This window comes from Streptosporangium heterodermiicola (assembly GCF_051390675.1).
In the GTDB taxonomy this organism is placed as follows: Bacteria; Actinomycetota; Actinomycetes; order Streptosporangiales; family Streptosporangiaceae; genus Streptosporangium.
Genome location: NZ_JBPJSR010000007.1, coordinates 358,543 through 380,393, shown reverse-complemented (window position 1 = coordinate 380,393; position 21,851 = coordinate 358,543). Strand labels below are relative to the sequence as shown.

Genomic DNA, 21,851 nt, shown 5'->3' with positions numbered 1-21,851 from the left:
CGGGGCCGATAGGCTTTCCGTGTGGCGAGATCTGTGGGTGGTCCGGCGAGTTTCCGGCCGAAGCCGGGGTCCATCCCCGAGTCCCCGGGCGTCTACCGGTTCAAGGACGCCGAGGGCCGGGTCATCTACGTCGGCAAGGCGAAGAGCCTGCGCCAGCGGCTCAACTCCTACTTCGCCGACTTCGCGGGCCTGCACCCGCGCACCCAGACCATGCTCACGACGGCCGTGGGCGTCGACTGGACGGTCGTCGGCACCGAGGTCGAGGCGCTCCAGCTCGAATACTCCTGGATCAAGGAGTACGACCCCCGGTTCAACGTCAAATACCGCGACGACAAGTCCTACCCCTACCTCGCGGTCACCATGGGGGAGGAGTTCCCCCGGGTCCAGGTGCTGCGCGGCGCCAAGCGCAAGGGCACCCGCTACTTCGGCCCCTACTCCCACGCCTGGGCGATCAGGGAGACCGTCGACCTGCTGCTGCGGGTCTTCCCGATCAGGAGCTGCTCGGGCGGGGTGTTCAAGCGGGCCGCGCAGATCGGCCGCCCCTGCCTGCTGGGCTACATCGACAAGTGCTCCGCCCCCTGTGTGAGCCGGGTCACCACCGAGGAGCACCGGGCGCTGGCCGACGACTTCTGCGAGTTCATGGCGGGCAACACCGGCCGGTTCGTCAAGCGGCTGGAGCGCGAGATGCGCGAGGCCGCCGTCGCGCAGGAGTACGAGCGGGCCGCCAGGCTGCGCGACGACGTCCAGGCGCTGCAGAGGGCGATGGAGAAGCAGGCCGTGGTCCTCGGCGACAACACCGACTGCGACGTGATCGCCCTGGCGGAGGATCCGCTGGAGGCCGCCGTCCAGGTGTTCTACGTCCGCAGCGGGCGGATCAGGGGCCAGCGCGGCTGGGTGGTCGACAAGGTCGAGGAGGTCGCGCCGGGCGAGCTGGTCGAGCAGTTCCTCCTGCAGATGTACGGCGACGCGGCCGCGGAGGCGCTGCCCAGGGAGGTGCTGGTGCCCGTCCTGCCCCCCGACGCCGAGGCGGTCACCGAGCTGCTCGGCGAGCACCGCGGGGCACGGGTGGAGATCAGGGTCCCCCAGCGCGGCGACAAGAGGTCGCTGATGGAGACCGTCGAGCGCAACGCCGTCGAGTCCCTGAAGCAGCACAAGCTGAGGCGGGCCAGCGACCTGACCGCGCGGAGCAGGGCGCTGCAGGAGGTCGCCGACGCCCTCGACCTCGACCAGGTGCCACTGCGCATCGAGTGCTACGACGTCTCCCACATCCAGGGCACCGACGTGGTGGCCTCCATGGTGGTGTTCGAGGACGGCCTGGCCCGCAAGAGCGAGTACCGCAGGTTCTCCGTGCGCTCCACCGAGGGTGACGTCGCCTCGATCCACGAGGTGATCTCCCGCCGGTTCAAGCGTTATCTGGAGGAGCGCTCCGCCGTCGGGGAGCTCGACGCGGCCCCCGAGACGGATCCGGCCGGGCCGGGCGATCCAGCGGGAGAGGCTGCCGGAGGACCCGGCGAGGATCTGCGGACGCCGGGCATCGACCCGGAGACCGGTAAGCCGCGCAAGTTCGCCTACCCGCCCAACCTGGTCGTCGTCGACGGCGGTCCCGCGCAGGCCGCGGCGGCCCGCAGGGCGCTCGACGAGCTGGGCGTGGACGACGTGGCGGTGTGCGGCCTGGCCAAGCGGCTGGAGGAGGTCTGGCTGCCCGGCGAGGACCTGCCGGTGATCCTCGCCCGCTCCAGCGAGGCCCTTTACCTTCTCCAGCGGGTGCGCGACGAGGCCCACCGCTTCGCCATCACCTACCATCGATCCAAACGGTCGAAGAGCGTCAAGGAAAGCGCTCTGGACGAGGTCCCCGGTCTCGGCCCGGCTCGCAGGCAGGCGTTGATCAAGCATTTCGGATCGGTGAAGCGGCTGCGGGAGGCGACCGCGGCACAGATCTGCGAGGTTCCCGGGATCGGCCCCTCGACGGCCGAGACGATCGTGTCGGCCTTGAAGGGGCAGAACCCATGAGCGACGAAAGAGAGCCCGCGTTCGTTCTCGTCACCGGAATGTCGGGGGCGGGGCGGAGCACCGCCGCCAAGGCCCTGGAGGACCTGGGGTGGTTCGTCATCGACAACCTGCCGCCGGGGCTGCTGTTCGCCATGGCCGAGGAGGCGGGCCGGGTCAAGCTGGCCGCCGACAAGGTGGCCGCGGTGGTCGACGTGCGCAGCCTGGCCTTCACCAGCGACCTCAACAGCGCGATCGAGGAGCTGGAGGGGCGCGGCGTCGCCGTGCGCGTGGTGTTCCTGGAGGCGAGCGACGAGGAGCTGGTCCGCAGGTTCGAGAACGTCCGCCGCCCGCACCCGCTGCAGAGCGACGGCCGCCTGGTCGACGGGATCGCCCGCGAGCGCGGCATCCTGCGCGAGGTCAGGGCCAACGCCGATCTGGTGATCGACACCTCCAACCTCAACGTCCACGAGCTCCGCGGGAAGATCGTCGCCTTCTTCGGTGGCGAGGACCGCCCCGGCCTGCGGGTCAACGTCGTCTCCTTCGGCTACAAGTACGGCCTGCCCGTCGACGCTGACCTCGTCGTCGACTGCCGGTTCCTGCCCAATCCCCACTGGGTCCCCGAACTTCGCCCCATGAACGGACTGGACGCCCCCGTACGGGAGTACGTTCTCAACCAAGCGGGTGCGAAGGAACTCCTCGACGCCTACGAGGAGGTGTTCGCCATCATCGCCTCCGGCTACACCCGCGAGGGCAAGAGCTACGCCACGCTCGCCGTCGGCTGCACCGGCGGCAAGCATCGCAGCGTCGCCATGGCCGAGCAGATCGGTGGCCGGCTCCGCGATAGGGGTGGCATGGAGGTGCAGGTGAGCCATCGGGATGTGGGCCGGGAGTGATTGAGGGTCTCAAGATCGTCGCGCTGGGTGGGGGACACGGGCTGTACGCCTCGCTGTCGGCGTTGCGGAGGGTCACCTCCGAGCTGACGGCGGTGGTCACCGTCGCCGACGACGGAGGGTCGAGCGGCCGTCTCCGCCGGGAGCTCGGCGTGCTTCCCCCGGGAGACCTGAGGATGGCCCTGGCCGCCCTGTGCGGCGACGACGAGTGGGGGCGCACCTGGAGCGAGGTCGTCCAGCACCGCTTCCGCAGCGAGGGCGACCTGCACGGCCACGCGATCGGCAACCTGCTGATCGTGGCGCTGTGGGAGCGGCTCGGCGACACGGTCTCCGGGCTCGACTGGCTCGGGCGGCTGCTCGGCGCGCACGGGCGGGTGCTGCCGATGTCCTCGGTGCCGCTCGACATCGCCGCCGAGGTCGAGCTGGACGGCGAGGTGAGCACGGTACGCGGCCAGGTGGCCTGCGCCCTCACCCCCGGCAGGGTCCGGGCGATCTCGCTGCTCCCCGAGGACCCGCCGGCGTGCCCCGAGGCCGTCCAGGCGGTCCTCGACGCCGACTGGGTGGTGTTCGGCCCCGGTTCCTGGTTCACCAGCGTGCTGCCCCACCTGAAGGTGCCCGAGCTGGCCGAGGCGCTGCACACCACCCGCGCTCGCCGCCTGGTCGCCCTGAACCTCGCCCCGCAGCCGGGGGAGACCGACGGCTTCTCCCCCCAGAAGCACCTGGAGGTGCTGCGCCAGCACGCGCCCTCCCTGGAGATCGACGTCGTCGTGGCCGACACCGGGGTGATCGAGGACCGCGACGAGCTGGAGAAGGCCGCCGCCGACCTGGGCGGGAGGCTCGTCCTCGCCTCCGTGGCGGACGAGGACGGCTCCCCGCGACATGATGCGCAACGTCTTGCCTCCGTCCTGGACGAGATTTTCCGTGAGAAGCGTTGATCCTGGTCAGCGGTGCTCAGGAGTGCGAGAAACTTCTGTGAGCCCGATTCATCTCGGGCCGCATGGGGTCTGTATGGGGGAGGACGAACGCGCATGGCGATGACAGGTGTGGTCAAGGACGAGCTGAGCAGGCTGCCGGTCCTGAAGCCTTGCTGCCGTAAGGCCGAGGTGTCGACGCTGCTGCGGTTCGCGAGCGGGTTGCACCTGGTGAGCGGCCGGATCGTGATCGAGGCCGAGCTTGACACCAACGTCACCGCCCGGCGGCTGATCAAGGACATCGGTGAGGTTTTCGGGCACAAGGCGGAGGTGCTCGTCCTGGCCCCGGCCGGATTGCGCAAGGGCTCCCGCTACCTCGTGCGGGTCTACCGCGACGGGGAGGCGCTCGCCCGCCAGACCGGTCTGATCGACAACCACGGGCGCCCGGTCCGCGGCCTGCCCCGCCAGGTCGTCGCGGGGGCGACCTGCGACGCCGAGGCGGCCTGGCGGGGGGCGTTCCTGGCGCACGGCTCGCTCACCGAGCCGGGGCGTTCGATGTCGCTGGAGGTCACCTGTCCCGGGCCTGAGGCGGCGCTCGCGCTGGTCGGGTCCGCGCGGCGGCTGAAGATCCACGCCAAGGCCCGCGAGGTGCGCGGGGTCGACCGGGTGGTGGTCCGCGACGGCGACGCCATCGGCGCGCTGCTCACCAGGCTGGGCGCCCACGACAGCGTGCTGGCCTGGGAGGAGCGGCGGATGCGCCGCGAGGTCCGCGCGACGGCCAACCGGCTGGCCAACTTCGACGACGCCAACCTGCGCCGTTCGGCCCGCGCCGCGGTCGCCGCGGGGGCGAGGGTCCAGCGGGCCCTGGAGATCCTCGGGGAGGAGGCCCCCGAGCATCTGGTGATCGCCGGTCGCCTGCGGGTGGAGCACAAGCAGGCGTCCCTGGAGGAGCTCGGCCAGCTCGCGGACCCGCCCCTGACCAAGGACGCCATCGCCGGCCGGATCCGCCGCCTGCTGGCCATGGCCGACAAGCGCGCCCAGGACATCGGCATCCCCAACACCGAGGCCAATCTCACCGTCGACATGCTGGCCCCGTAGGTCTCCCCGCCTGTAAGCCTTCCGCTCAGGTCAGGGCTGCTTCCTGGGCTCGAAGTAGTTCACCCGGCCGGCCTCGTCCGGCTGCGGGACGGACGAGGCGGCGCGGGCGTCGTGGGCCGCGCGGGCGGCCTTGACGCGCCTGTTCACGAAGCCGAAGCCCGCGTAGGCGGCGACCACCCAGAACAGCAGCGACATGGGGTCGCTCCTGATCGCGTCGGGGAAGGCGTTGAGGACCTGGGCGACGGCCGGGCCGTAGTCCTCGCCGGACAGCCGCACCCAGACGACGACGGCTCCGGCGATCTGGCCGAGCGCGGCGCCGGCGAGGGAGAGGAAGGCGGCCAGCGGCGGCAGCACCGGGCTGGTCGGCCTCACCGCGATCATGGCGAGGCCGACGAGGAGACCGACGCCGATGGCGGCGAATCCGATTTCGTACCCGCTGAAGGCGATGAGCGCGCCGTAGGCCGCGGCACCGGCGACGGTGGCCAGGAGACCGGCGATAATGCCTGGTAGGAGCCCGTTCCCCAGGTGCGGATCGTTGTCTGTCATGGGGGTTCCTCTTGGGGTTGGAGGTATTTACAGTGACGAGTCGGGCACTTTACTTGAATGGTGCGATACCTGTTCGTGGGTTAACGGATAACGGAGCACCCCCTCAAGTGGTCTAGGCCAATTTGGGTCCGATAAGGTTCGTGGTTGAGGTTTCAGCCCGCCCCAAGTCGCCGATCCCGAGAGACCGGCGCATCGACGTACGAGGAGATCGGCACCGTGACCATCCGCGTAGGCGTCAACGGATTCGGCCGCATCGGCCGCAACTTCTGGCGCGCGGTCGCTGCCAGCGGCAAGGACATCGAGATCGTCGCGGTCAACGACCTGACCGACAACGCCACGCTCGCCCACCTGCTGAAGTACGACAGCATCCTCGGCCGCCTGCCGTACGAGGTGAAGAGCACCGCCGACGAGATCATCGTGGACGGCAAGACGATCAAGGCGTTCGCCGAGCGCGACCCCGCCAAGCTGCCCTGGGGCGACCTGGGCGTGGACGTCGTCGTCGAGTCGACCGGTTTCTTCACCGACGCCAACAAGGCCCGCGTGCACGCCGAGAACGGCGCCAAGAAGGTCATCATCTCGGCCCCGGCCAAGAACGAGGACTTCACCGTCGTGATGGGCGTCAACCACGACAAGTACGACCCGGCCAACCACACGGTCATCTCCAACGCCTCCTGCACCACCAACTGCCTGGCGCCGATGGCGAAGGTCATCAACGACACCTTCGGTATCGAGAAGGGTCTGATGACCACGATCCACGCCTACACGCAGGACCAGAACCTGCAGGACGCCCCGCACGGCGACCTGCGCCGCGCCCGCGCCGCCGCGATCAACATCGTGCCGACCTCGACCGGCGCCGCCAAGGCCATCGGCCTGGTGCTGCCCGAGCTCAAGGGCAAGCTCGACGGCTTCGCGCTGCGCGTGCCGATCCCCACGGGCTCGGCCACCGACCTCACCGTCGAGGTCGGCCGCGAGACCACCGTCGAGGAGGTCAACGCCGCGCTCAAGGCCGCGGCCGAGGGCGAGCTCAAGGGTTACCTCACCTACAACGAGGACCCGATCGTCTCCTCCGACATCGTCACCGACCCGGCGTCCTGCATCTTCGACGCGCCCCTCACCAAGGTGATCGGCAACCAGGTCAAGGTCGTCGGCTGGTACGACAACGAGTGGGGTTACTCCAACCGCCTCGCCGACCTCATCGAGCTGGTCGGCGCCGACCTCTGATGAAGGACATCTCCGAGTTCGACGTGGAGGGTCGGCGCGTCCTGGTGCGCGCCGACCTCAACGTCCCCCTGGAGGGGGACGTCATCACCGACGACGGCCGCATCCGCGCCTCGGTGCCGACGATCAAGGAGCTCGCGGGCCGGGGTGCCCGCGTGGTCGTCGTCGCGCACCTGGGACGCCCCAAGGGCAAGCCGAACCCGGAATACTCCCTCGCCCCCGTCGCCGAGCGGCTGGGTGAGCTCCTGGGCGCCGACGTCGCCTTCGCGACCGACGTGGTCGGCACCTCCGCCCAGGAGGTCGTGGAGGCACTACAGGACGGCCAGGTGGCCCTCCTGGAGAACCTGCGCTTCGAACCGGGCGAGGAGTCCAAGGACGACGCGGAGCGGGCCGGTTTCGCCGCGAAGCTCGCCGCCTTCGCCGACGTCTACGTGGGCGACGGCTTCGGCGCGGTGCACCGCAAGCACGCCAGCGTCCACGACGTGCCCGGCCTGCTGCCGCACGCCGCCGGAAGGCTGGTCCTGGCCGAGGTCGAGGTGCTCAGGAAGCTGACCGACGAGACCGAGCGGCCGTACGTCGTGGTGCTCGGCGGCGCCAAGGTCTCCGACAAGCTCGGCGTCATCGGCAACCTGCTCACCAAGGTCGACCGGCTCCTCATCGGCGGCGGCATGGCCTACACCTTCCTCAAGGCCCAGGGCTACGAGGTCGGTAAGTCGCTGCTCCAGGAGGACCAGCTCGACAAGGTGCGCGGCTTCCTCGACGAGGCGGCCAAGCGCGACGTGGAGATCGTCCTCCCGGCCGACGTGCTGGCGGCCGTCGAGTTCGCCGAGGACGCCGAGTACGAGGTGGTCGACGCCACCGCGATCCCGGCCGACCGCGAGGGGCTCGACATCGGCCCGCGCACCCGCGAGCTGTTCGCGGGCAAGCTGGCCGACGCGAAGACGGTGTTCTGGAACGGCCCGATGGGCGTCTTCGAGTTCGAGGCCTTCTCCGGCGGAACTCGCGCGGTCGCCGAGGCGTTGATCGCCTCGGAGGCCTTCACGGTCGTCGGCGGGGGAGACTCGGCCGCCGCCGTGCGCAGGCTCGGCCTGGCCGAGGACGGGTTCTCGCACATCTCCACCGGTGGCGGGGCCAGCCTCGAATACCTGGAGGGCAAGACCCTCCCCGGACTCGTGGCGCTGGAGCGGTAGAAGTGAACCCACGCGGTGAGCGGAGTGGCCGGTCGACGACCGACGCCGTCCGCGCAGTCAACAGGGAGTGGTGAGCGAACGATGAGCACACCTCGTAAGCCGCTCATGGCAGGCAACTGGAAGATGAACCTCAACCACCTTGAGGCCATCGCGCACACCCAGAAGCTCGCCTTCGCGCTGAACGACAAGGACTTCGACCGGGTCGAGGTGGCCGTGCTGCCGCCGTTCACCGACCTGCGCAGTGTGCAGACCCTGGTCGACGGCGACAAGCTGCGGATCGTCTATGGCGCGCAGGACCTGTCGCAGCACGACGGCGGCGCCTACACCGGGGAGATCTCCGGGACCATGCTCGCCAAGATCGGCTGCACCTTCGTGCTCGCCGGGCACTCCGAGCGCCGCCAGTACCACCGCGAGGACGACGACGTCGTCAACGCCAAGGTGCAGGCGGCCTACCGGCACTCCCTCACCCCCATCCTGTGCGTGGGGGAGGGGCTGGAGGTGCGCCGGGCCGGTGACCAGGTGGCCCACAGCGTCGCCCAGCTCGACGGCGGCCTGCGCAAGGTCAGCGCCGAGCAGGCCGCCTCCGTCGTGCTCGCCTACGAGCCGGTCTGGGCGATCGGCACCGGCGAGGTGGCCACCCCGGACGACGCGCAGGAGGTCTGCGGGGCACTCCGGTCGCGACTCGCCGAGCTGTACGACGCCGAAGTGGCCGCCGGTGTCCGTATCCTTTACGGTGGGTCGGTCAAGTCTGACAACATCGCGGGCATCATGGCGCAGCCTGATGTCGACGGTGCCCTGATCGGTGGCGCGAGCCTCGACCCCGGGGAGTTCGTCAAGATTTGCCGTTTTGGTGAATTGTCGAGCTGACTGAGCCATTCGGTGGGTGCGACTTGACAGCACGTCATACCCTCTTAGAGCAAGTTTGAATCGTCACGCCTTCGGCGTACACACGGGTCGTGCCCGGACGCGGGTCACGCGCACATAGGGAACAGGTCAACGGTGACAATCGGAATCTCCATCGCCCTCATCCTGTCGAGCCTGCTGATGATGCTGCTCGTCCTGCTCCACAAGGGCAAGGGCGGTGGTCTCTCGGATCTGTTCGGTGGCGGTTTCTCGTCGTCGTTCGGAGGCTCCTCCGTGGTGGAGCGCAACCTCGACAGGCTCACCGTCATCACCGGTGTCGTCTGGTTCGTCTGCATCATCGCGCTGGGCCTGCTTCTGCGGCCCTGACCCGGCTTCGACAGGCGTGACAGTGGTTCAGTCCCCGCATCCCCAAGCGGCGGGGCCATCGAGCAAGGAGTTCATCCGTGGGTAGTGGCAACGCGATCCGTGGCAGCCGTGTCGGTGCCGGCCCGATGGGGGAGGCGGAGCGCGGCGAGGCGGCCCCCCGTGTCCGGGTCCCTTTCTGGTGCGCGAACATGCATGAGACGCGCCCCAGTTTCGCCAGCGACGCGGCCGTTCCCGAGTTCTGGGACTGCCCCCGGTGTGGCCTCCCCGCCGGTCAGGACGAGGCGAACCCGCCCGCGCCGCCGCGCAACGAGCCTTACAAGACGCACCTCGCGTACGTGAAGGAACGCCGCAGCGACAAGGACGGCGCGCAGATCCTGGCCGAGGCCCTGGAGCGGCTGCGCTCCTCCTCGCGCCCGATCTACTAGCAGGATCTCGCCTACCAGCAGAGTCCTGGCGCGCGTGCGGTCCGGCGGACCGCACGCATGCCTGAAAGGCCCCCGTGGGAGACCCCCACGGGGGCCTTTCGCATGTCATGGCTCCGGAGCCCCGGGGGCAGGGAGCCGTCGCCGGGGAGGAGGGCGCCGGAAAGGGGGGGGGGCGTCGTCGGGGAGGTCGTCCCGCCGTCGCCGGGGCGGTGGCGGACGGTGCGTGAAAAGAGGTTTACTCGGAGCGATCCGGAAAGTTACCCTGAACGCAGGGAAATGGCGGCGGTTACGACCGGGGAGCGAGACCGCCGGTGCGTTTCGGGGTCGACGTCAACGCTGCTTTGTCGCACTTATGAACCCATCTTCCTTTTTGTCCGATATTCAGGGTTGAACTAACTCTCGGGCTTCTGAGGGATGACGCGTGAACGGAAATTCCGGGGTGAGAGTACGTTTCATCGCCCTGTGCGTATTCGTTTCCCTGCTTGTCGCCGGTTGCGGTGGTGAGGGGGGTTCGGGAGCGGGTGGTGAGGGCCTCGGTGACGGTGAGACCTCGACGGGCCTCACCCTTCCCGAGAACGCGCCGCCGCAGGTGAAGCGCGCCTACCGCGCGGCGGTGAAAGCGGAGGACAAGCGAGACAAGGCGGAGGAGAAGGCCATCGACGTCGTGGAGGGCGTGCCGGTGCCCACCGCCGCGCCGCCGTCGGACGCCCCGCCGTCCGACCCTCCGCCGTCAGAGCCCCCGCCGCCTCCCGACGCCTCCGTCTCGCAGGTGCCCGACGGTCCGGACCAGCCCACCGACTCGGGCCGGCCCGCCGAGCCGCCGCCTTCCCAGCCTCCCCCCTCCCAGCCACCGCCGGCGGTGGTGGTGCCCCCCGTCGTTCCGCCGGAGGTCGTGGCGGCCGTCCACGCGTGGGTCGCCGCCCAGAAGGAGTGGATACGGCAGTGCACCAGGACCGAGGTGGAAATGGCCGAGGCCGACAACTCAGGAATCGGGCGGATAAGACAACCGGTTTGCGGAAGTAAGAACCCACCGCCCGAGCTCGTGCCGTGGATCAAAATCATGGGAATCGATGTCGACAGCCTCATCTACGGCTGATTCCACCGAGGAGCCGAGACAGGCCGACGGGCCACTCATGCTCCGTGATGTGGCCGAAGCCGTCGGATTGATCGCCGCTCCGGCGACCTTTCTCACCGCGCTGGGTTTCTACTTCGGCTGGAGACGCACCCAGGCCTACGCCGTCTATTTCGGCATCGACAGCAGCATGCTGGGTTTCAGCATTCAGGAATACCTGCTGCGCAGCGCGACCTCCGTTTACACGATCGTGCTCGTCCTGGTCATGCTGGGCCTCCTCGTCGTCGGAGCGCACCGGCTGATCCTTCACGGGCAGCAGGGGCCCAGGGGGCGTCTCGCCGTGCGGGTGGCGACCGTCGCGCTCACCGGAGCGTCCGTTCTCGCCCTGCTCGTCTGGGCGGGCGCTCCGCTCAACCGGCTGGCGGGAAAGGTCCCGGCGCTCGCCCAGGTGGGTGTCTCGGCGGGTGCCGTCGTGCTCGCGGGCGTGGCCCTGCTTCTCGTCCGGCGCGGGCTCGGGCGCCGCCCGCGCGGTCCCGCCGACCACGAGAGGGCCGCGCCCGACAGGAAGGTCATGCGCGTCGTCGCCGTGGTCGTGGTGGGCGCGGGTGCCCTTGTCGCGCTCGACGCGCTCGCCGCGGCCGGTGACCCGGTGGTACGGGCGTCCCCCCTCGTGACCCGCGACACTCTCCTGTCCTGCGGGGTCGGGCTGCTCATCTACTGCGGTCTCCTGTGGCGCCACTGGTGGCGGGCCGGCCATCCGGCGCACATCACCGACCGCCCGCCGCCGTGGTCGCGCACCCTGCCGGTGGTCCTCGTCGCGCTCCTCTTGGTCGGCGGGATCTTCGCGGCCACCGACGAGTACGCCGAGTACGTGGGCACGCAGGAGGCGCACCTGACCGCGGTGAGGCTGGAGGGCGGAAGAGGTGTGGTCGTCTACGCGAACAAGGACCCCCTGTTCCCGGCGGGCGTGTCCTGCAGGCCGCTGAAGGGCAGGGACATCGCCTTCCGTTACCGCTGCGAGGGCCTGAAACTCCTCGTCCGCACCGCCAAGGGAGTGCTGGTGCTCCCGGGCACCTGGTCACGCGACGACGGCATCGACGCCGGTGACCGCGTCATCGAGCTGGGCGAGGACAAGTCGATGCGCCTTGAGTTCACCCCGGGTGAGAGTGACCTGTTCTTCACGCCGCGCTGAGCGCGCCCGGCGCCGTCTCGGTCGCCCGGGTTCCCGCCGCGCCTCCCGGCTCGGGCGTTCGATGAACCTCCACGGCTTTCGACGGACGCTCGGGCCTTCGGCGGACCTCGGCGGCTTTCGACGGACACTTGGGCCTTCGGCGGACCTCGACGCCCGCCTGGTTGTGCCGTCCCGGCCGGGTTTCCGTCCGGGTCGTGCGTACCCCCCTCCGGAGCGTGACGGAGGGGGTTGAGTCACCGCACCGGCGGGGTGGTCCTTCACCGCCGCCCGACACGACCCTGATTCAGGGCCTGCCTGGCATATCCGGTCTGCCGGGCATGTCCGGCCTATTGGGCGTGTCGCCCATGTGAGGAAGATCTCTCCTCTGCGCCATGCCGGACATTTTCTTGGAGCCCATCGCCACGGCCCCCAGTCCGAGCAGGAGGATGATGATGCCGGTGATGACGTTGTTCCAGGCGCTCCCTCTCGTCGCAGAGCCGGTGATCCAGGGAGCCACGATGGTCCAGATACCGATGACCGGCGCGACCCAGCTGATCCCGTATGTCCGGCCGTAGGCGGACGCGAAGGCGAGTGCCAGGGCGGCGACCGCGATGCCGGTGACGAGGTTGCTCACGGCGAGCCTGGACAGGCCGTTGAAGCCGACCACCCAGGGTGAGATCGCCAGATACAGGCCCGCCAGGAGGCCCAGTCCCTCGATGGTCTGGGCTACCGAACTGGAGCCCGCTCGTTCGTACCTTTCCCGCATCTCGATGAGATCGGGGTGGTGTTCCAGACTTGTGGGTCTCGTCATGCCCCATTCCCCCTTGCCGCTCTTCGGTAAATCTCGATTTCCCGCCAAAGCGGATTTGTGCTGATATACCCGACATAAGCTCCAATCAGCCCAAAACGGGACAAGTTTGGCTAATGACATCGCTGGGACACGGGCTCCGATGGTCTACCCCGCCGGGCCCGCCCCGCCGGGACCTCCCTCGGGGCCGGGGGAGGGCTCGCTGTGAGAACCGGTGTGATCACCGCGATGGCGCCAGGGGGCGCCGGGGTGGCGCCGGACGTCCTGGGTACGGGATGGAGCACACCCCTCGCGCGAACATGGAGAGCCGGGGGAGAGCGAGGTTGCCCGGAGGTGACCTTATGGACGAGATGGACGAGAAGTCGGGAACGCACGACCACCCGAGGAGCGCGCTGAACCTGCGGCTCTTCCTGGCGGTATTCGGCCTGGTGGTGTGCACGGCCCTGGCCGTCCTGTCGGCCTGGGCCGGGATCACCGCGCTCGCCGTGAGCATGGCCGTGCTGGCGGCCGTCGCCGTGGTGGACATCGTGGTGGTCGGCATCAGGATCGCCCGCAGACGCCGTCGCGGCGAGCGGCACACCCTCTTCGAGTAGGGGCGCGCGATCGCGCCTCGGTGGCCCGGCCGCCGTCCGGGGGAGGGGCCGGGATCCCTTTCCCGATCCCTCCCCAAGGCGCCCCCTCCGGTCCCTCCGTGCCTGTTTCACCGGAGGAGTCCGTCCCATCGATGAGAGGCCCGTCTCACCTCGGTCGGTCGTCCAGGGCGAAGGACAGGTAGCGGTCGGCGGAGCGGCGCACGGCCTCGGCGCCGTCGGTGCGCATGATCCGCTTCCACCAGCCGCCGTAGACGCGTTCGAAGGAGTACGGCTCCAGCAGCGACAGGGCGCGGCGAATCGTGCCGGGACGCTCGGGGATGAGGTTGGGGTAGCTGTACATGAAACTCACCCAGCGGCGGTCCTGGACCACCTGGAGGATGTCGCCGGAGAACAGGGCGCCCCGGCCCTCCTCGCCGTCGCGCCAGTGCATGACCTGGCCGCCGTCGAAGTGGACCCCCGCGTTGATCAGGGTCAGTCCCTCGCGGATCTCGTGGGTGTCGCCCTCCCAGAACACGACGGAGTCGTCGGGGCGGGCCACCCAGTCGCGGTCGGCCGCGTGGATGTGGATCGGCGCGTCGAAGGCGTGCGCCCACTCCACCATCGAGCCGTAGAAGTGCGGGTGGCTGATCGCGATGGCGTCGACCCCGCCGAGCTCGGTGACCTGCCTGACCAGCTCGTCGTCGAGGTGGGTGACCATGTCCCACAGCACGTTGCCGCCGGGCGTGCGGACCAGCAGGGCCCGCTGTCCGATGGCCGTGGCGGGGTCGGTGCCGACCCCGACCACCCCGGTGCCCTCCTCGGCGACCAGCGACCGGTGCCCGGTCGCGCGCAGCTCGTTCAGGGAGGTCCAGCGCTGCCCCTCCCAGCCGACGTACTGCCGCTCGTCCTCGCAGATCGGGCAGTCGTCCCGGGGGGCGGCGTACTGGACCCCGCAGGTGGCGCAGATGGGCAGGTCGTTCACGGAGGCTCCTCGGGTCGCGGTTCGTCTCCACCCTAAGATCGCCGTGCCCGCCGAGGGCGGCACCGTCACAGCTGAACGACCGCCGGGCGGGCGTCGGCCGGGCCGTGGGCCATGATGCGCCGCAGGGCGGGCCGGAGCCGCTCGATCACCTCGTCGTCGACTTCGAGGACCGCTTCGATCTCGGGGTCGTCGAGACCCAGCTCCTCCAGCGCGTGCGGAGCGACGACGACGCGAAGCACCCTGTCGCGAAGGGTGATCTCGCTGACGGCCCCGTACGCGGTCGCCTGGCCGGAGAGGACCAGGCAGTGACCGTCCGTCTCCGGCTCCTCGACGTCTTCCTCCCAGTCCTCCCCGTCCTCCCAGTCCTCCTCGTCCTCGGACAGGCCGCACATGAAGATGAGCTCCATGCCTTCGCCGCCGTCGCTTTCGGCGACACCGGCGGACAGGCACTCCAGATCGTGGTCTTCCGCCACTCCCGCGACCCGGGCCGTGAATCGAATGGTCATGCCGCGGAGCGTAACGGGCCACGGCGACGGTTCCGGCGCGTCGATCACCGCTGGGAGGGGTCAGCGGCGGTAGACCTCCTGGCCGTCGACGAAGGTCATCGCGACCTTGGTGCGCCAGATGTCGGCGGCCGGTTCGGTGAACGGGTCGCGGTCCAGGACGACGAGGTCGGCGCGGTTGCCGGGGACGATGGCGCCCGCGTCGTCGTCGCGGTTGATCCGGGCCGAGCCCGCGGTGTAGGCCGTCAGCGCGGTGGCCAGGGTGAGGCTCTGGCCGGGCAGGAACGGGGTCTGCGCCGTCGGGTAGCCCGCGTGGATCGAGCCGCCGGGTTCGGTGCGGTTGACGGCCACGTGCATGCCCTGGATCGGGTCGGCGTCGGAGACCGGCCAGTCGCTGCCCGCGCAGAACAGGGTGCCGTTGCGCTGCAGGTCGGCGAAGGGGTACTGCCAGGCGGAGCGCTCCTCGCCCAGGAAGGGGAGGGTCAGCTCGTCCATCTGGGCGTGGTGGGTGGCCCAGAGCGGCTGCAGGTTGGCGGTCACGCCGAGCTGGGCGAAGCGCGGCAGGTCGGACGGCTCGACGACCTGCAGGTGCGCGATGTGGTGCCGGTTGGCCGGGTCGGTCCCCTCGAAGCTGTCCAGCGCCTCGCGGACGGCCCGCTCGCCGATGGCGTGGAAGTGCACCTGGAAGCCGTGCCGGTCCAGCTCGGCGACGCACTTCCTCAGCAGCGCGGGGTCGACGTACGACAGGCCCGTGCCGCCGCAGCGGCAGTAGGGCTCGATCACCGCGGCGGTGAAGTTCTCGGTGATGCCGTCTTGCATGATCTTCACCGATCCGGCGCGGAACCGCTCCAGGCCCTCGGCGGAGCGGCGCCGTTCCAGCAGCTCGGGGATCTGCTCGGCGCCGCGCGCCCGGTCCCACCACAGCGCGCCCACGACGCGGGCCCGCAGCGCGCCGGAGGCCGCCGCGGAGACGTACGTGGGCAGCTGGTCGTCGTAGCCCGCGTAGGAGCCGACGATGGCGTCCTGCCAGCCGACGACGCCGAGGGAGAACAGGTGCTTCTGGGCGTCCATCAGCGCGTCGTGCAGGTCGCTCGGCGTGGGGCGGGGGGTGAGCAGGCCGACCAGGTCCATCGCGCCCTCGTGCAGCACGCCGCTCGGCGTGCCGTCGGCGTCGCGCTCGATCCTGCCGTCGGCGGGGTCGGGGGTGTCGCGGGTGATCCCGGCCAGTTCCAGGGCGCGGCTGTTCACCCAGGCGGCGTGGTGGTCGCGCTGGATCAGATAGACCGGGCGGTCGAAGACGTCGAGCTGGGAGCGGTGCGGCAGTCCGCCGGGGAAGGCCGACATGTCCCAGCCGCCGCCGTCGATCCACTCGTGGCCGGGGTGGGAGTCCGCGTAGGCGGTGATCCGCTCCAGGTACCTCGGCAGGCCGTAGACGCCGGACAGGTCGCACCTGGCCCGCTCCAGGCCCGCCTGCACCGGATGCATGTGGGCGTCGGTGAACCCGGGGGTGAGCAGGCCGCCGCCCAGGTCGACGGTCTCGTGGCCGGGGGCGGCCAGTCGCGCGACGTCGGACTCCGTGCCGACGGCGGCGACGCGGCCGTCCCGGACCAGTACCGCCTCGGCGAAGGCGTCGGCGGCGAGGAAGACCCTGCCGCCGCGGAAGAGGATGTCGTTCACTCGTTTCCCATTCGGGTGGCGGGCGGGCAGGTCATGGCTCTCCTCGGCGTCGGCGCTCTCTGGCTTCTCTGCGTTTTCGGGGTTCTCGGCGTTTTCTGTATTTTCTGTGTTTTCGGGGTCTCTGCGTTCTCTGGTACGGCGATGCTCTCAGCGTCCGGTGACGCGGCGGTTCAGCGGCCGGTTATGGAGTCGGCGACGCGGGCCAGCACGGAGGTGCGGCCGAGCCCCGCCTTCTCCCTCGCGTCGGCCCGGCGGTAGAGGTCGTACATGGTGTGCACGCCGATCCACCGCAGCGGTTCCACCTCCCAGCCTCGCACCTTGCGGTCCACCCAGGGGAGGGACGCGAGCTCGGTGTCCTCGCGCAGGATCAGGTCGCGCAGGGTACGGCCGGCGAGGTTGGTGGTGGTCACCCCGTGGCCGGTGTAGCCGCCCGCCCAGCCGATGCCGGTGGTGTGGTCGACGTGCACGGTGGCGCACCAGTCGCGGGGCACGCCGAGCACCCCGGACCAGGCGTGCGCCACGCGAGAGGCCCGCAGCGCGGGGAACATCCCGGTCAGCAGCTCCCAGAGCGCCTCGATCGTCCACTCGTGGGTGTGGCCCCGGTCGTCCACCCGGGAGCCGTACAGGTAGGGCTTGCCGCGCCCGCCGAACGCGATCCGGCCGTCGGCGGTGCGCTGGGCGTACATGTAGTAGTGCGCCATGTCGCCGAGCAGCTCGTGGCCCGCCCAGCCGATCTCGTCCCACAGCGCGCCCAGCGGCTCGGTGACGATCATCGAACTGTTCATCGGCAGCCACGCCCGGTGGTACTGCCTCAGCTCGGCGGTGAAGCCCTCGGTGGCGCGGACGACGTACTCGGCTCGGACGGTCCCGTACGGTGTGCGGGCCTCGCGCGGGGCGATCTCGGTGACCGGGGTGCGCTCGAAGATCTCCACCCCGAGGTTCCGTACGGTCTCGGCCAGGCCCCTGGCGAGCTTGGCGGGCTGGATCCTGGCGCAGTGCGGGCTCCAGATCGCGCTGACCGCGCCGTCCACCCGCAGGCGCTCCTCCCGCTCGGCGGGGTCGAGCAGCCGCACGTCCTCCTCGGTCCAGCCCCAGTGGCGCTCGTGGGCGAGCAGCTGGTGCAGCCGCCGGTCCTGGGCGGTGTTGGTGGCGACCGTGGTGACGCCGCCCTTGACGATGTCGGCGTCGATCTTCTCGTCCTCGGCGACGGCGACGACCTCGTCGATCGTCTCGAACATCACCCGCTGCAGCCGCCTGGCCGCGTCGGCGCCGTGCGTCCTGGCGTAGCGCTCGGGGGTGCCGGCCAGCTCGCCGACCAGCCAGCCGCCGTTGCGCCCGGAGGCGCCGTACCCGGCGAACTCCTTCTCCAGCACGACGACCCGCAGGCCGGGGCTCGCCTTCTTGAGGTAGTAGGCGGTCCACAGGCCGGTGTACCCGGCGCCGACGATGGCCACGTCGGCGTCGAGGTCCCCGGCGAGGGGGGCGCCGGGGGCGGGGATGCCGAGGGAGCGATACCAGAAGGAGACGTCTCCGTTGACGAAGTCCCCGGTCAGGGGAACGCGCGTGCTCATGGCCTCATATCCTGCTATATCCGTCTATCCGGGTGTGCCTGTCAACGGAAACCGTTGCAGAAACGCCGTACTGCCGAGTAATGAGTGATCTTCCCAGACGTAACGATGGGCTCACTCATGTGTAGCAGTCCCGTAACAGTGTCAGGAAAGGCTATCTCGCAACAGAGGGAGCATTCTGATGGGGTTTCTGAGGATTCGTACGACCGTTGACGAGCGGCCGGGCCGGCTCGCCTCGCTGGCCGCCGCACTCGCCGCCAAGGGCGGCAACATCCTGGGTCTGAGCGTGCAGACCGACGCGGACGGCACGGTCGACGAGTTCGTCACGGACATCCCCGCGGGTGCCGAGGCGGTACGCGAGGCGCTGGAGGCCGCGGGGGGACGCAGGGTCCAGGTCGTCACCGCCACCGCCCACGAGCTGACCGACGAGCCCACCCGCGTCCTGCTGCTCGCCTCCCGGCTGCGCATGACGCCCTGGCGCCTGCCGGAGCTGCTGGGAGAGCTGCTGCGCGCCGACGACTCCCGCTGGGTCTACGGTGCGGAGATGAGCGATCTTCCGGACCCGACCCTGCTGACCGTGCCCGTGGCCGCGCGCCGCGCGATCAGGGTCCGCCGGGCCGAGCTGCCGTTCACCCTGACCGAGGCCGCCCGCGCGGCCTCCTTCGTCCGTCTCGCGCAGCCCCCCGTCGAGCAGTCCGGGGCCGACCGCGAGATCACCCTCTCCGACGGCGTCGAGGTCGAGGTCCGCCCGCTCACCCGCCTCTACCGCGAGGCCGTACGCGACCTGCACGACCGCTGCTCGCCGGAGGCCCGCAGGTTCCGCTACTTCACCTCGATGCCGGTGCTGCCGCCGAAGGTCTTCGACCGGCTCTGCGACCGCACCCACGGCCAGTCGATCGTCGCCGGGCACGACGGCCAGGTCGTCGGGCTCGCCAACCTGATGTTCACCCCGGATCCGGGCATCGCCGAGATGGCGTTCCTGGTCGAGGACCGCTGGCAGGGCAGGGGGCTGGGCACCGCCCTGGCCGGGATGCTCGTCCGCCAGGCCCGCGACCTGGGCTTCGCCGAGGTGAGGGCGACCCTGCTGTCCGACAACGTGCGCATGCGCAGGCTCCTGGTCTCGCTCGGCGCGACCCTGAGCTACACCGAGGACCCCGGCGTGGTCGAGGCCAGGCTGGCCGTGGGCGTGATGGCGACGGCATCCCCGAGCTGACCCCATCGCGTGGCCTCCCCGTTTCGAGATCGCTCAGGGGTCCCGAACCGGGGAGGCCGCATTCTTCCGCGTCCCCGCCTCAGGAGGCCTGCCCCTCCTGGGGCGGGTCCTTCCGGGGAGCGGCGCTGTCGTCGCCGTTCTGTCCGTCCTGTCCGTCCTGGTTATTCTGGGGGGCGGCGCTGTCATCGCGGGAGGTGCCGGCGGCGTCGCGGGAGGTCTCGATGGCGTCGAGCCTGCGCTCGATCCGGTCCAGGCTCTCCTGGATGCGCTCCAGCCTGGCGGAGAACGCCGCTCCCATGACGTGGAAGCCCTCCTCCGCCGTCACCGCGAGCTCGGGCCCGCGCCGCCCGAGCAGAGTGATCACCTGGGCGCGTACGGCCTCAAGGCGCGCTCCCTGTCCCGTCAGCACCTGGGCGGCCACGCCCTCGCCCTCGCGGAGCAGCCCGAGCAGGATGTGCTCGGTGCCGATGTAGGTGTGGTGCAGGCCGAGCGCCTCGCGCAGGGACAGTTCGAGCACCTTCTTGGCGCGCGGGGTGAACGGGATGTGGCCGCCGGGGCTCTCGTCGCCCCTGCCGATGATCTCCTCCACGGCGTTCCTGACGCGCTCGCCGCCGATGTCGAAGGCCCGCAGGGCCCGGCCGGCGACGCCGTCCTCCTCCAGGATCAGGCCGAGCAGGATGTGCTCGGTGCCGATGTGGCCGTGGCCGAGCCGCCTGGCCTCCTCCTGCGCCAGGACCACGACGCGGCGGGCACGGTCGGTGAAGCGCTCGAACACGGGGAGCCTCCGTGAGGGGTGTCGAGGTGCTTGCCCCCACTATGCGGCACCCGGCCGGTGAGCGGGAGGACATCTCCCCGGGCAATTCCCGCCTCTTTACCGGAGAAAGCTTACATTTTTGAGTTAGGTTCGTGACAAATGGCTTTCGCGTCCAGGGGTGTCGTGCGTAGGGTCCCCGCATGACGACCGACGCCTTCATCGACGCCCTGCCCAAGGTCGAGCTCCACGTCCATCTGATCGGCTCCGCCTCGGTCCCCACCGTGCTGGAGCTCGCCCGCCGTCACCTCGACGGGAGCGTCCCCACGGATGAGGAGGAGCTGCGCGCCTTCTACAGGTTCACCGACTTCCCGCACTTCGCCCGGATCTACCAGGCGGTCAACGCCCTGGTCCGCGAGCCGGAGGACGTGGCGACCCTGGTGCTCGGCCTCGCCGCCGACCTCGCCGCGCAGAACGGCCGCTACGTCGAGCTGACCGTCACGCCGTACGCCCACCACGTCGTCGGCATGCCGATGCGGGAGGTCACCGAGGCGCTCGACCTGGCCTCCCGGCGCTCCCGCGAGGAGCACGGGGTGCGGATGGCGTACGTGTTCGACATCCCCGGAGAGTACGGGGCCGAGGCGGCCCGGGTCACCCTGGACCACGCGCTGCGGGAACCTCCCCAGGCGCTGGTAGGTTTCGGGCTGGCCGGAATCGAACAGGAACGCCCGAGGTACCGTGACGTCTTCGCGGACGCCTTCCGCGCCGCCACCGCCGCCGGGCTGCGCAGCCTGCCGCACGCGGGGGAGATGACCGGCCCCGAGACCATCTGGGAGGCCCTCGACCTCCTGGGCGCCGAACGGATCGGCCACGGCACCTCCTGCGTGGACGACCCCCGCCTCGTCGCCCACCTGCGCGAGACCCGGATCCCCCTGGAGGTCTGCCCCACCTCCAACGTCTGCACCGGCCAGGTCGCCCGGGTCGAGGAGCACCCCCTGCCCCGCATGATCGAGGCGGGCCTGTTCGTCACCCTCAACAGCGACGACCCGCCCATGTTCGCCACCACCCTGAGCCGCGAGTATCGCGTCGCCGCCGACCAGCTTGGCCTGGACCGCGAGACCCTCACCACTTTGGCCCGCAACGCCGTCGAGGCCTCGTCCATGAACGAGGCGGACAAGAAGGAGATCCGAGACGAGATCGACGCTGTCACCGCCCAGCACTCAGGGACGGCTTCCTGACGGCTCGCGACAGCGGGGGCCGGCCTCAGGGAGAGGAGATCCGGCTCAGGCTCGAAGGGATCTTGGAGGCCGCCGCCCTGTCCAGGAGGAAGAGGGTGCTCCGGCTGCCCCGGGCCCCGGCGGCCGGGACCTGCATCGTCCCCGAGTCCGACAGGGCCAGCCGTACCGCTCCCGCCTTCTCCTCGCCGGCGGCGATGACCCACACGTCGCGGGAGCCCTGGATGACCGGCAGCGTGAGCGAGACGCGGGTGGGCGGGGGCTTGGGCGAGCCGTGCACGGCCACCACCGGGCGGGTGTCGTACAGGGCGGGCATGCCGGGGAAGAGCGAGGCGACGTGGCCGTCGGGGCCCATGCCCAGCATCATGAGGTCGAACGCCGGGGCCGGGCCGTGGTCCTCGGGGCGGGCGGCGCGGCGCAGCTCCTCGGCGTACGCCTCCGCCGACTCCTCGGCGGTCATGCCGGAGTCGGGGCCGCGCATCACGTGGACCCGCTCGGGGTCGAGGTCGAGGTGGTCGAGCAGGGCCTCGCGGGCGCCGGTCTCGTTGCGCTCGGCGTCACCGCCCGGCAGGAAACGCTCGTCGCCCCACCAGATGTCCACCTTGCGCCAGTCGACGGCGTCCCTGGCGGGGGAGGCGGCGATCTCGGCGAGGGTGTCGATGCCCAAGGTGCCGCCGGTCAGGACCAGGTGGGCCGAGCCCTTGGCCGACTGGGCGTCGACGGCTCGGACGATCACCCGGGCGGCGACGGCCTTGGCGAGCACGTCGGCGTCGCGGTGGGTGATCACTGTGGGAACGCTCAC

The 21,851-nt window shown here is 70.5% G+C and carries 21 protein-coding genes and 1 pseudogene; 14 read left to right on the top strand and 8 right to left on the bottom strand.

Annotated elements, in window-relative coordinates; all coding sequences use genetic code 11:
- Window positions 1-33: 33 nt before the first annotated feature.
- The 4 genes from uvrC to whiA all read left to right on the top strand — a co-directional run bounded on the left by uvrC (window position 34) and on the right by whiA (window position 4,888).
- Window positions 34-2,010, top strand: a complete 1,977-nt coding sequence (uvrC, locus tag ACSC1Q_RS18395) for an excinuclease ABC subunit UvrC (RefSeq protein WP_436759949.1) — start codon at window positions 34-36, stop codon at window positions 2,008-2,010.
- Window positions 2,007-2,882 (top strand): RNase adapter RapZ, encoded by an 876-nt coding sequence (gene rapZ, locus ACSC1Q_RS18390; RefSeq protein WP_350967939.1) that lies wholly within the window; start codon window positions 2,007-2,009, stop codon window positions 2,880-2,882. The genes uvrC and rapZ overlap by 4 nt, the downstream gene beginning before the upstream one ends.
- A gap of 14 nt (window positions 2,883-2,896) precedes the next feature.
- Window positions 2,897-3,814, top strand: coding sequence for a gluconeogenesis factor YvcK family protein (locus ACSC1Q_RS18385; protein ID WP_436759948.1), 918 nt, complete (start codon window positions 2,897-2,899; stop codon window positions 3,812-3,814).
- Window positions 3,815-3,907: 93 nt separating this feature from the next.
- Window positions 3,908-4,888 carry a DNA-binding protein WhiA gene (whiA, locus tag ACSC1Q_RS18380; RefSeq protein WP_329079024.1) on the top strand — a complete coding sequence of 327 codons (981 nt, stop codon included), beginning with the start codon at window positions 3,908-3,910 and terminating at the stop codon, window positions 4,886-4,888.
- Window positions 4,889-4,918: 30 nt separating this feature from the next.
- Here the strand turns inward: whiA and ACSC1Q_RS18375 are convergent, their stop codons facing one another.
- Window positions 4,919-5,434 carry a hypothetical protein gene (locus tag ACSC1Q_RS18375; protein WP_436759919.1) on the bottom strand — a complete coding sequence of 172 codons (516 nt, stop codon included), beginning with the start codon at window positions 5,432-5,434 and terminating at the stop codon, window positions 4,919-4,921.
- Between the two features lie 216 nt (window positions 5,435-5,650).
- Between ACSC1Q_RS18375 and gap the strand changes: the two genes are divergently transcribed.
- The 7 genes from gap to ACSC1Q_RS18340 all read left to right on the top strand — a co-directional run bounded on the left by gap (window position 5,651) and on the right by ACSC1Q_RS18340 (window position 11,761).
- Window positions 5,651-6,655, top strand: coding sequence for a type I glyceraldehyde-3-phosphate dehydrogenase (gene gap, locus ACSC1Q_RS18370; RefSeq protein ID WP_436759918.1), 1,005 nt, complete (start codon window positions 5,651-5,653; stop codon window positions 6,653-6,655).
- Complete coding sequence (locus ACSC1Q_RS18365) at window positions 6,655-7,842, top strand: phosphoglycerate kinase (RefSeq protein WP_436759917.1); 1,188 nt, start codon at window positions 6,655-6,657, stop codon at window positions 7,840-7,842. The genes gap and ACSC1Q_RS18365 overlap by 1 nt, the downstream gene beginning before the upstream one ends.
- 81 nt (window positions 7,843-7,923) lie before the next feature.
- Complete coding sequence (gene tpiA, locus ACSC1Q_RS18360; protein ID WP_436759916.1) at window positions 7,924-8,709, top strand: triose-phosphate isomerase; 786 nt, start codon at window positions 7,924-7,926, stop codon at window positions 8,707-8,709.
- Window positions 8,710-8,841: 132 nt separating this feature from the next.
- Window positions 8,842-9,072 carry a preprotein translocase subunit SecG gene (gene secG / locus ACSC1Q_RS18355; RefSeq protein WP_030905020.1) on the top strand — a complete coding sequence of 77 codons (231 nt, stop codon included), beginning with the start codon at window positions 8,842-8,844 and terminating at the stop codon, window positions 9,070-9,072.
- Window positions 9,073-9,149: 77 nt separating this feature from the next.
- A complete protein-coding gene (locus ACSC1Q_RS18350) occupies window positions 9,150-9,497 on the top strand; it encodes an RNA polymerase-binding protein RbpA (protein ID WP_012892502.1) in 348 nt (115 codons plus the stop codon).
- A gap of 439 nt (window positions 9,498-9,936) precedes the next feature.
- Window positions 9,937-10,593 carry a hypothetical protein gene (locus tag ACSC1Q_RS18345; protein ID WP_436759915.1) on the top strand — a complete coding sequence of 219 codons (657 nt, stop codon included), beginning with the start codon at window positions 9,937-9,939 and terminating at the stop codon, window positions 10,591-10,593.
- A 49-nt stretch (window positions 10,594-10,642) separates the two neighbouring features.
- Window positions 10,643-11,761: a hypothetical protein gene (locus ACSC1Q_RS18340; protein ID WP_436759914.1), complete on the top strand. Its 1,119-nt coding sequence runs from the start codon at window positions 10,643-10,645 to the stop codon at window positions 11,759-11,761.
- A gap of 283 nt (window positions 11,762-12,044) precedes the next feature.
- On the opposite strand, the gene ACSC1Q_RS18335 is transcribed toward ACSC1Q_RS18340, so the two are convergent.
- Entirely contained in the window at window positions 12,045-12,551 is a 507-nt protein-coding gene (locus tag ACSC1Q_RS18335) for an SPW repeat protein (RefSeq protein WP_436759913.1), read from the bottom strand.
- A 338-nt stretch (window positions 12,552-12,889) separates the two neighbouring features.
- On the opposite strand from ACSC1Q_RS18335, the gene ACSC1Q_RS18330 reads away from it, so the two are divergent.
- Window positions 12,890-13,141, top strand: coding sequence for a DUF6343 family protein (locus tag ACSC1Q_RS18330; protein WP_436759912.1), 252 nt, complete (start codon window positions 12,890-12,892; stop codon window positions 13,139-13,141).
- A 145-nt stretch (window positions 13,142-13,286) separates the two neighbouring features.
- Here ACSC1Q_RS18330 and ACSC1Q_RS18325 read toward each other — a convergent pair whose 3' ends face one another.
- From ACSC1Q_RS18325 to ACSC1Q_RS18310, 4 genes are all read right to left on the bottom strand, one after another.
- Window positions 13,287-14,102 (bottom strand): MBL fold metallo-hydrolase, encoded by an 816-nt coding sequence (locus ACSC1Q_RS18325; protein ID WP_436759911.1) that lies wholly within the window; start codon window positions 14,100-14,102, stop codon window positions 13,287-13,289.
- 65 nt (window positions 14,103-14,167) lie between these two features.
- Entirely contained in the window at window positions 14,168-14,608 is a 441-nt protein-coding gene (locus ACSC1Q_RS18320; protein WP_436759910.1) for an Imm10 family immunity protein, read from the bottom strand.
- Window positions 14,609-14,668: 60 nt separating this feature from the next.
- Window positions 14,669-16,282 carry an amidohydrolase gene (locus tag ACSC1Q_RS18315; RefSeq protein ID WP_436759909.1) on the bottom strand — a complete coding sequence of 538 codons (1,614 nt, stop codon included), beginning with the start codon at window positions 16,280-16,282 and terminating at the stop codon, window positions 14,669-14,671.
- Window positions 16,283-16,452: 170 nt separating this feature from the next.
- Window positions 16,453-17,853: an NAD(P)/FAD-dependent oxidoreductase gene (locus ACSC1Q_RS18310; RefSeq protein ID WP_436759908.1), complete on the bottom strand. Its 1,401-nt coding sequence runs from the start codon at window positions 17,851-17,853 to the stop codon at window positions 16,453-16,455.
- 178 nt (window positions 17,854-18,031) lie between these two features.
- On the opposite strand from ACSC1Q_RS18310, the gene ACSC1Q_RS18305 reads away from it, so the two are divergent.
- Entirely contained in the window at window positions 18,032-19,063 is a 1,032-nt protein-coding gene (locus ACSC1Q_RS18305) for a GNAT family N-acetyltransferase (RefSeq protein WP_436759907.1), read from the top strand.
- A gap of 319 nt (window positions 19,064-19,382) precedes the next feature.
- Here the strand turns inward: ACSC1Q_RS18305 and ACSC1Q_RS18300 are convergent.
- Window positions 19,383-19,838 (bottom strand): annotated as a pseudogene (locus ACSC1Q_RS18300) (Clp protease N-terminal domain-containing protein); the annotation flags it as partial.
- Between the two features lie 179 nt (window positions 19,839-20,017).
- Here ACSC1Q_RS18300 and add point away from each other — a divergent pair.
- Window positions 20,018-21,052 (top strand): adenosine deaminase, encoded by a 1,035-nt coding sequence (gene add / locus ACSC1Q_RS18295; protein ID WP_436759906.1) that lies wholly within the window; start codon window positions 20,018-20,020, stop codon window positions 21,050-21,052.
- Window positions 21,053-21,077: 25 nt separating this feature from the next.
- Here add and pgl read toward each other — a convergent pair whose 3' ends face one another.
- Complete coding sequence (gene pgl / locus ACSC1Q_RS18290) at window positions 21,078-21,851, bottom strand: 6-phosphogluconolactonase (protein ID WP_436759905.1); 774 nt, start codon at window positions 21,849-21,851, stop codon at window positions 21,078-21,080.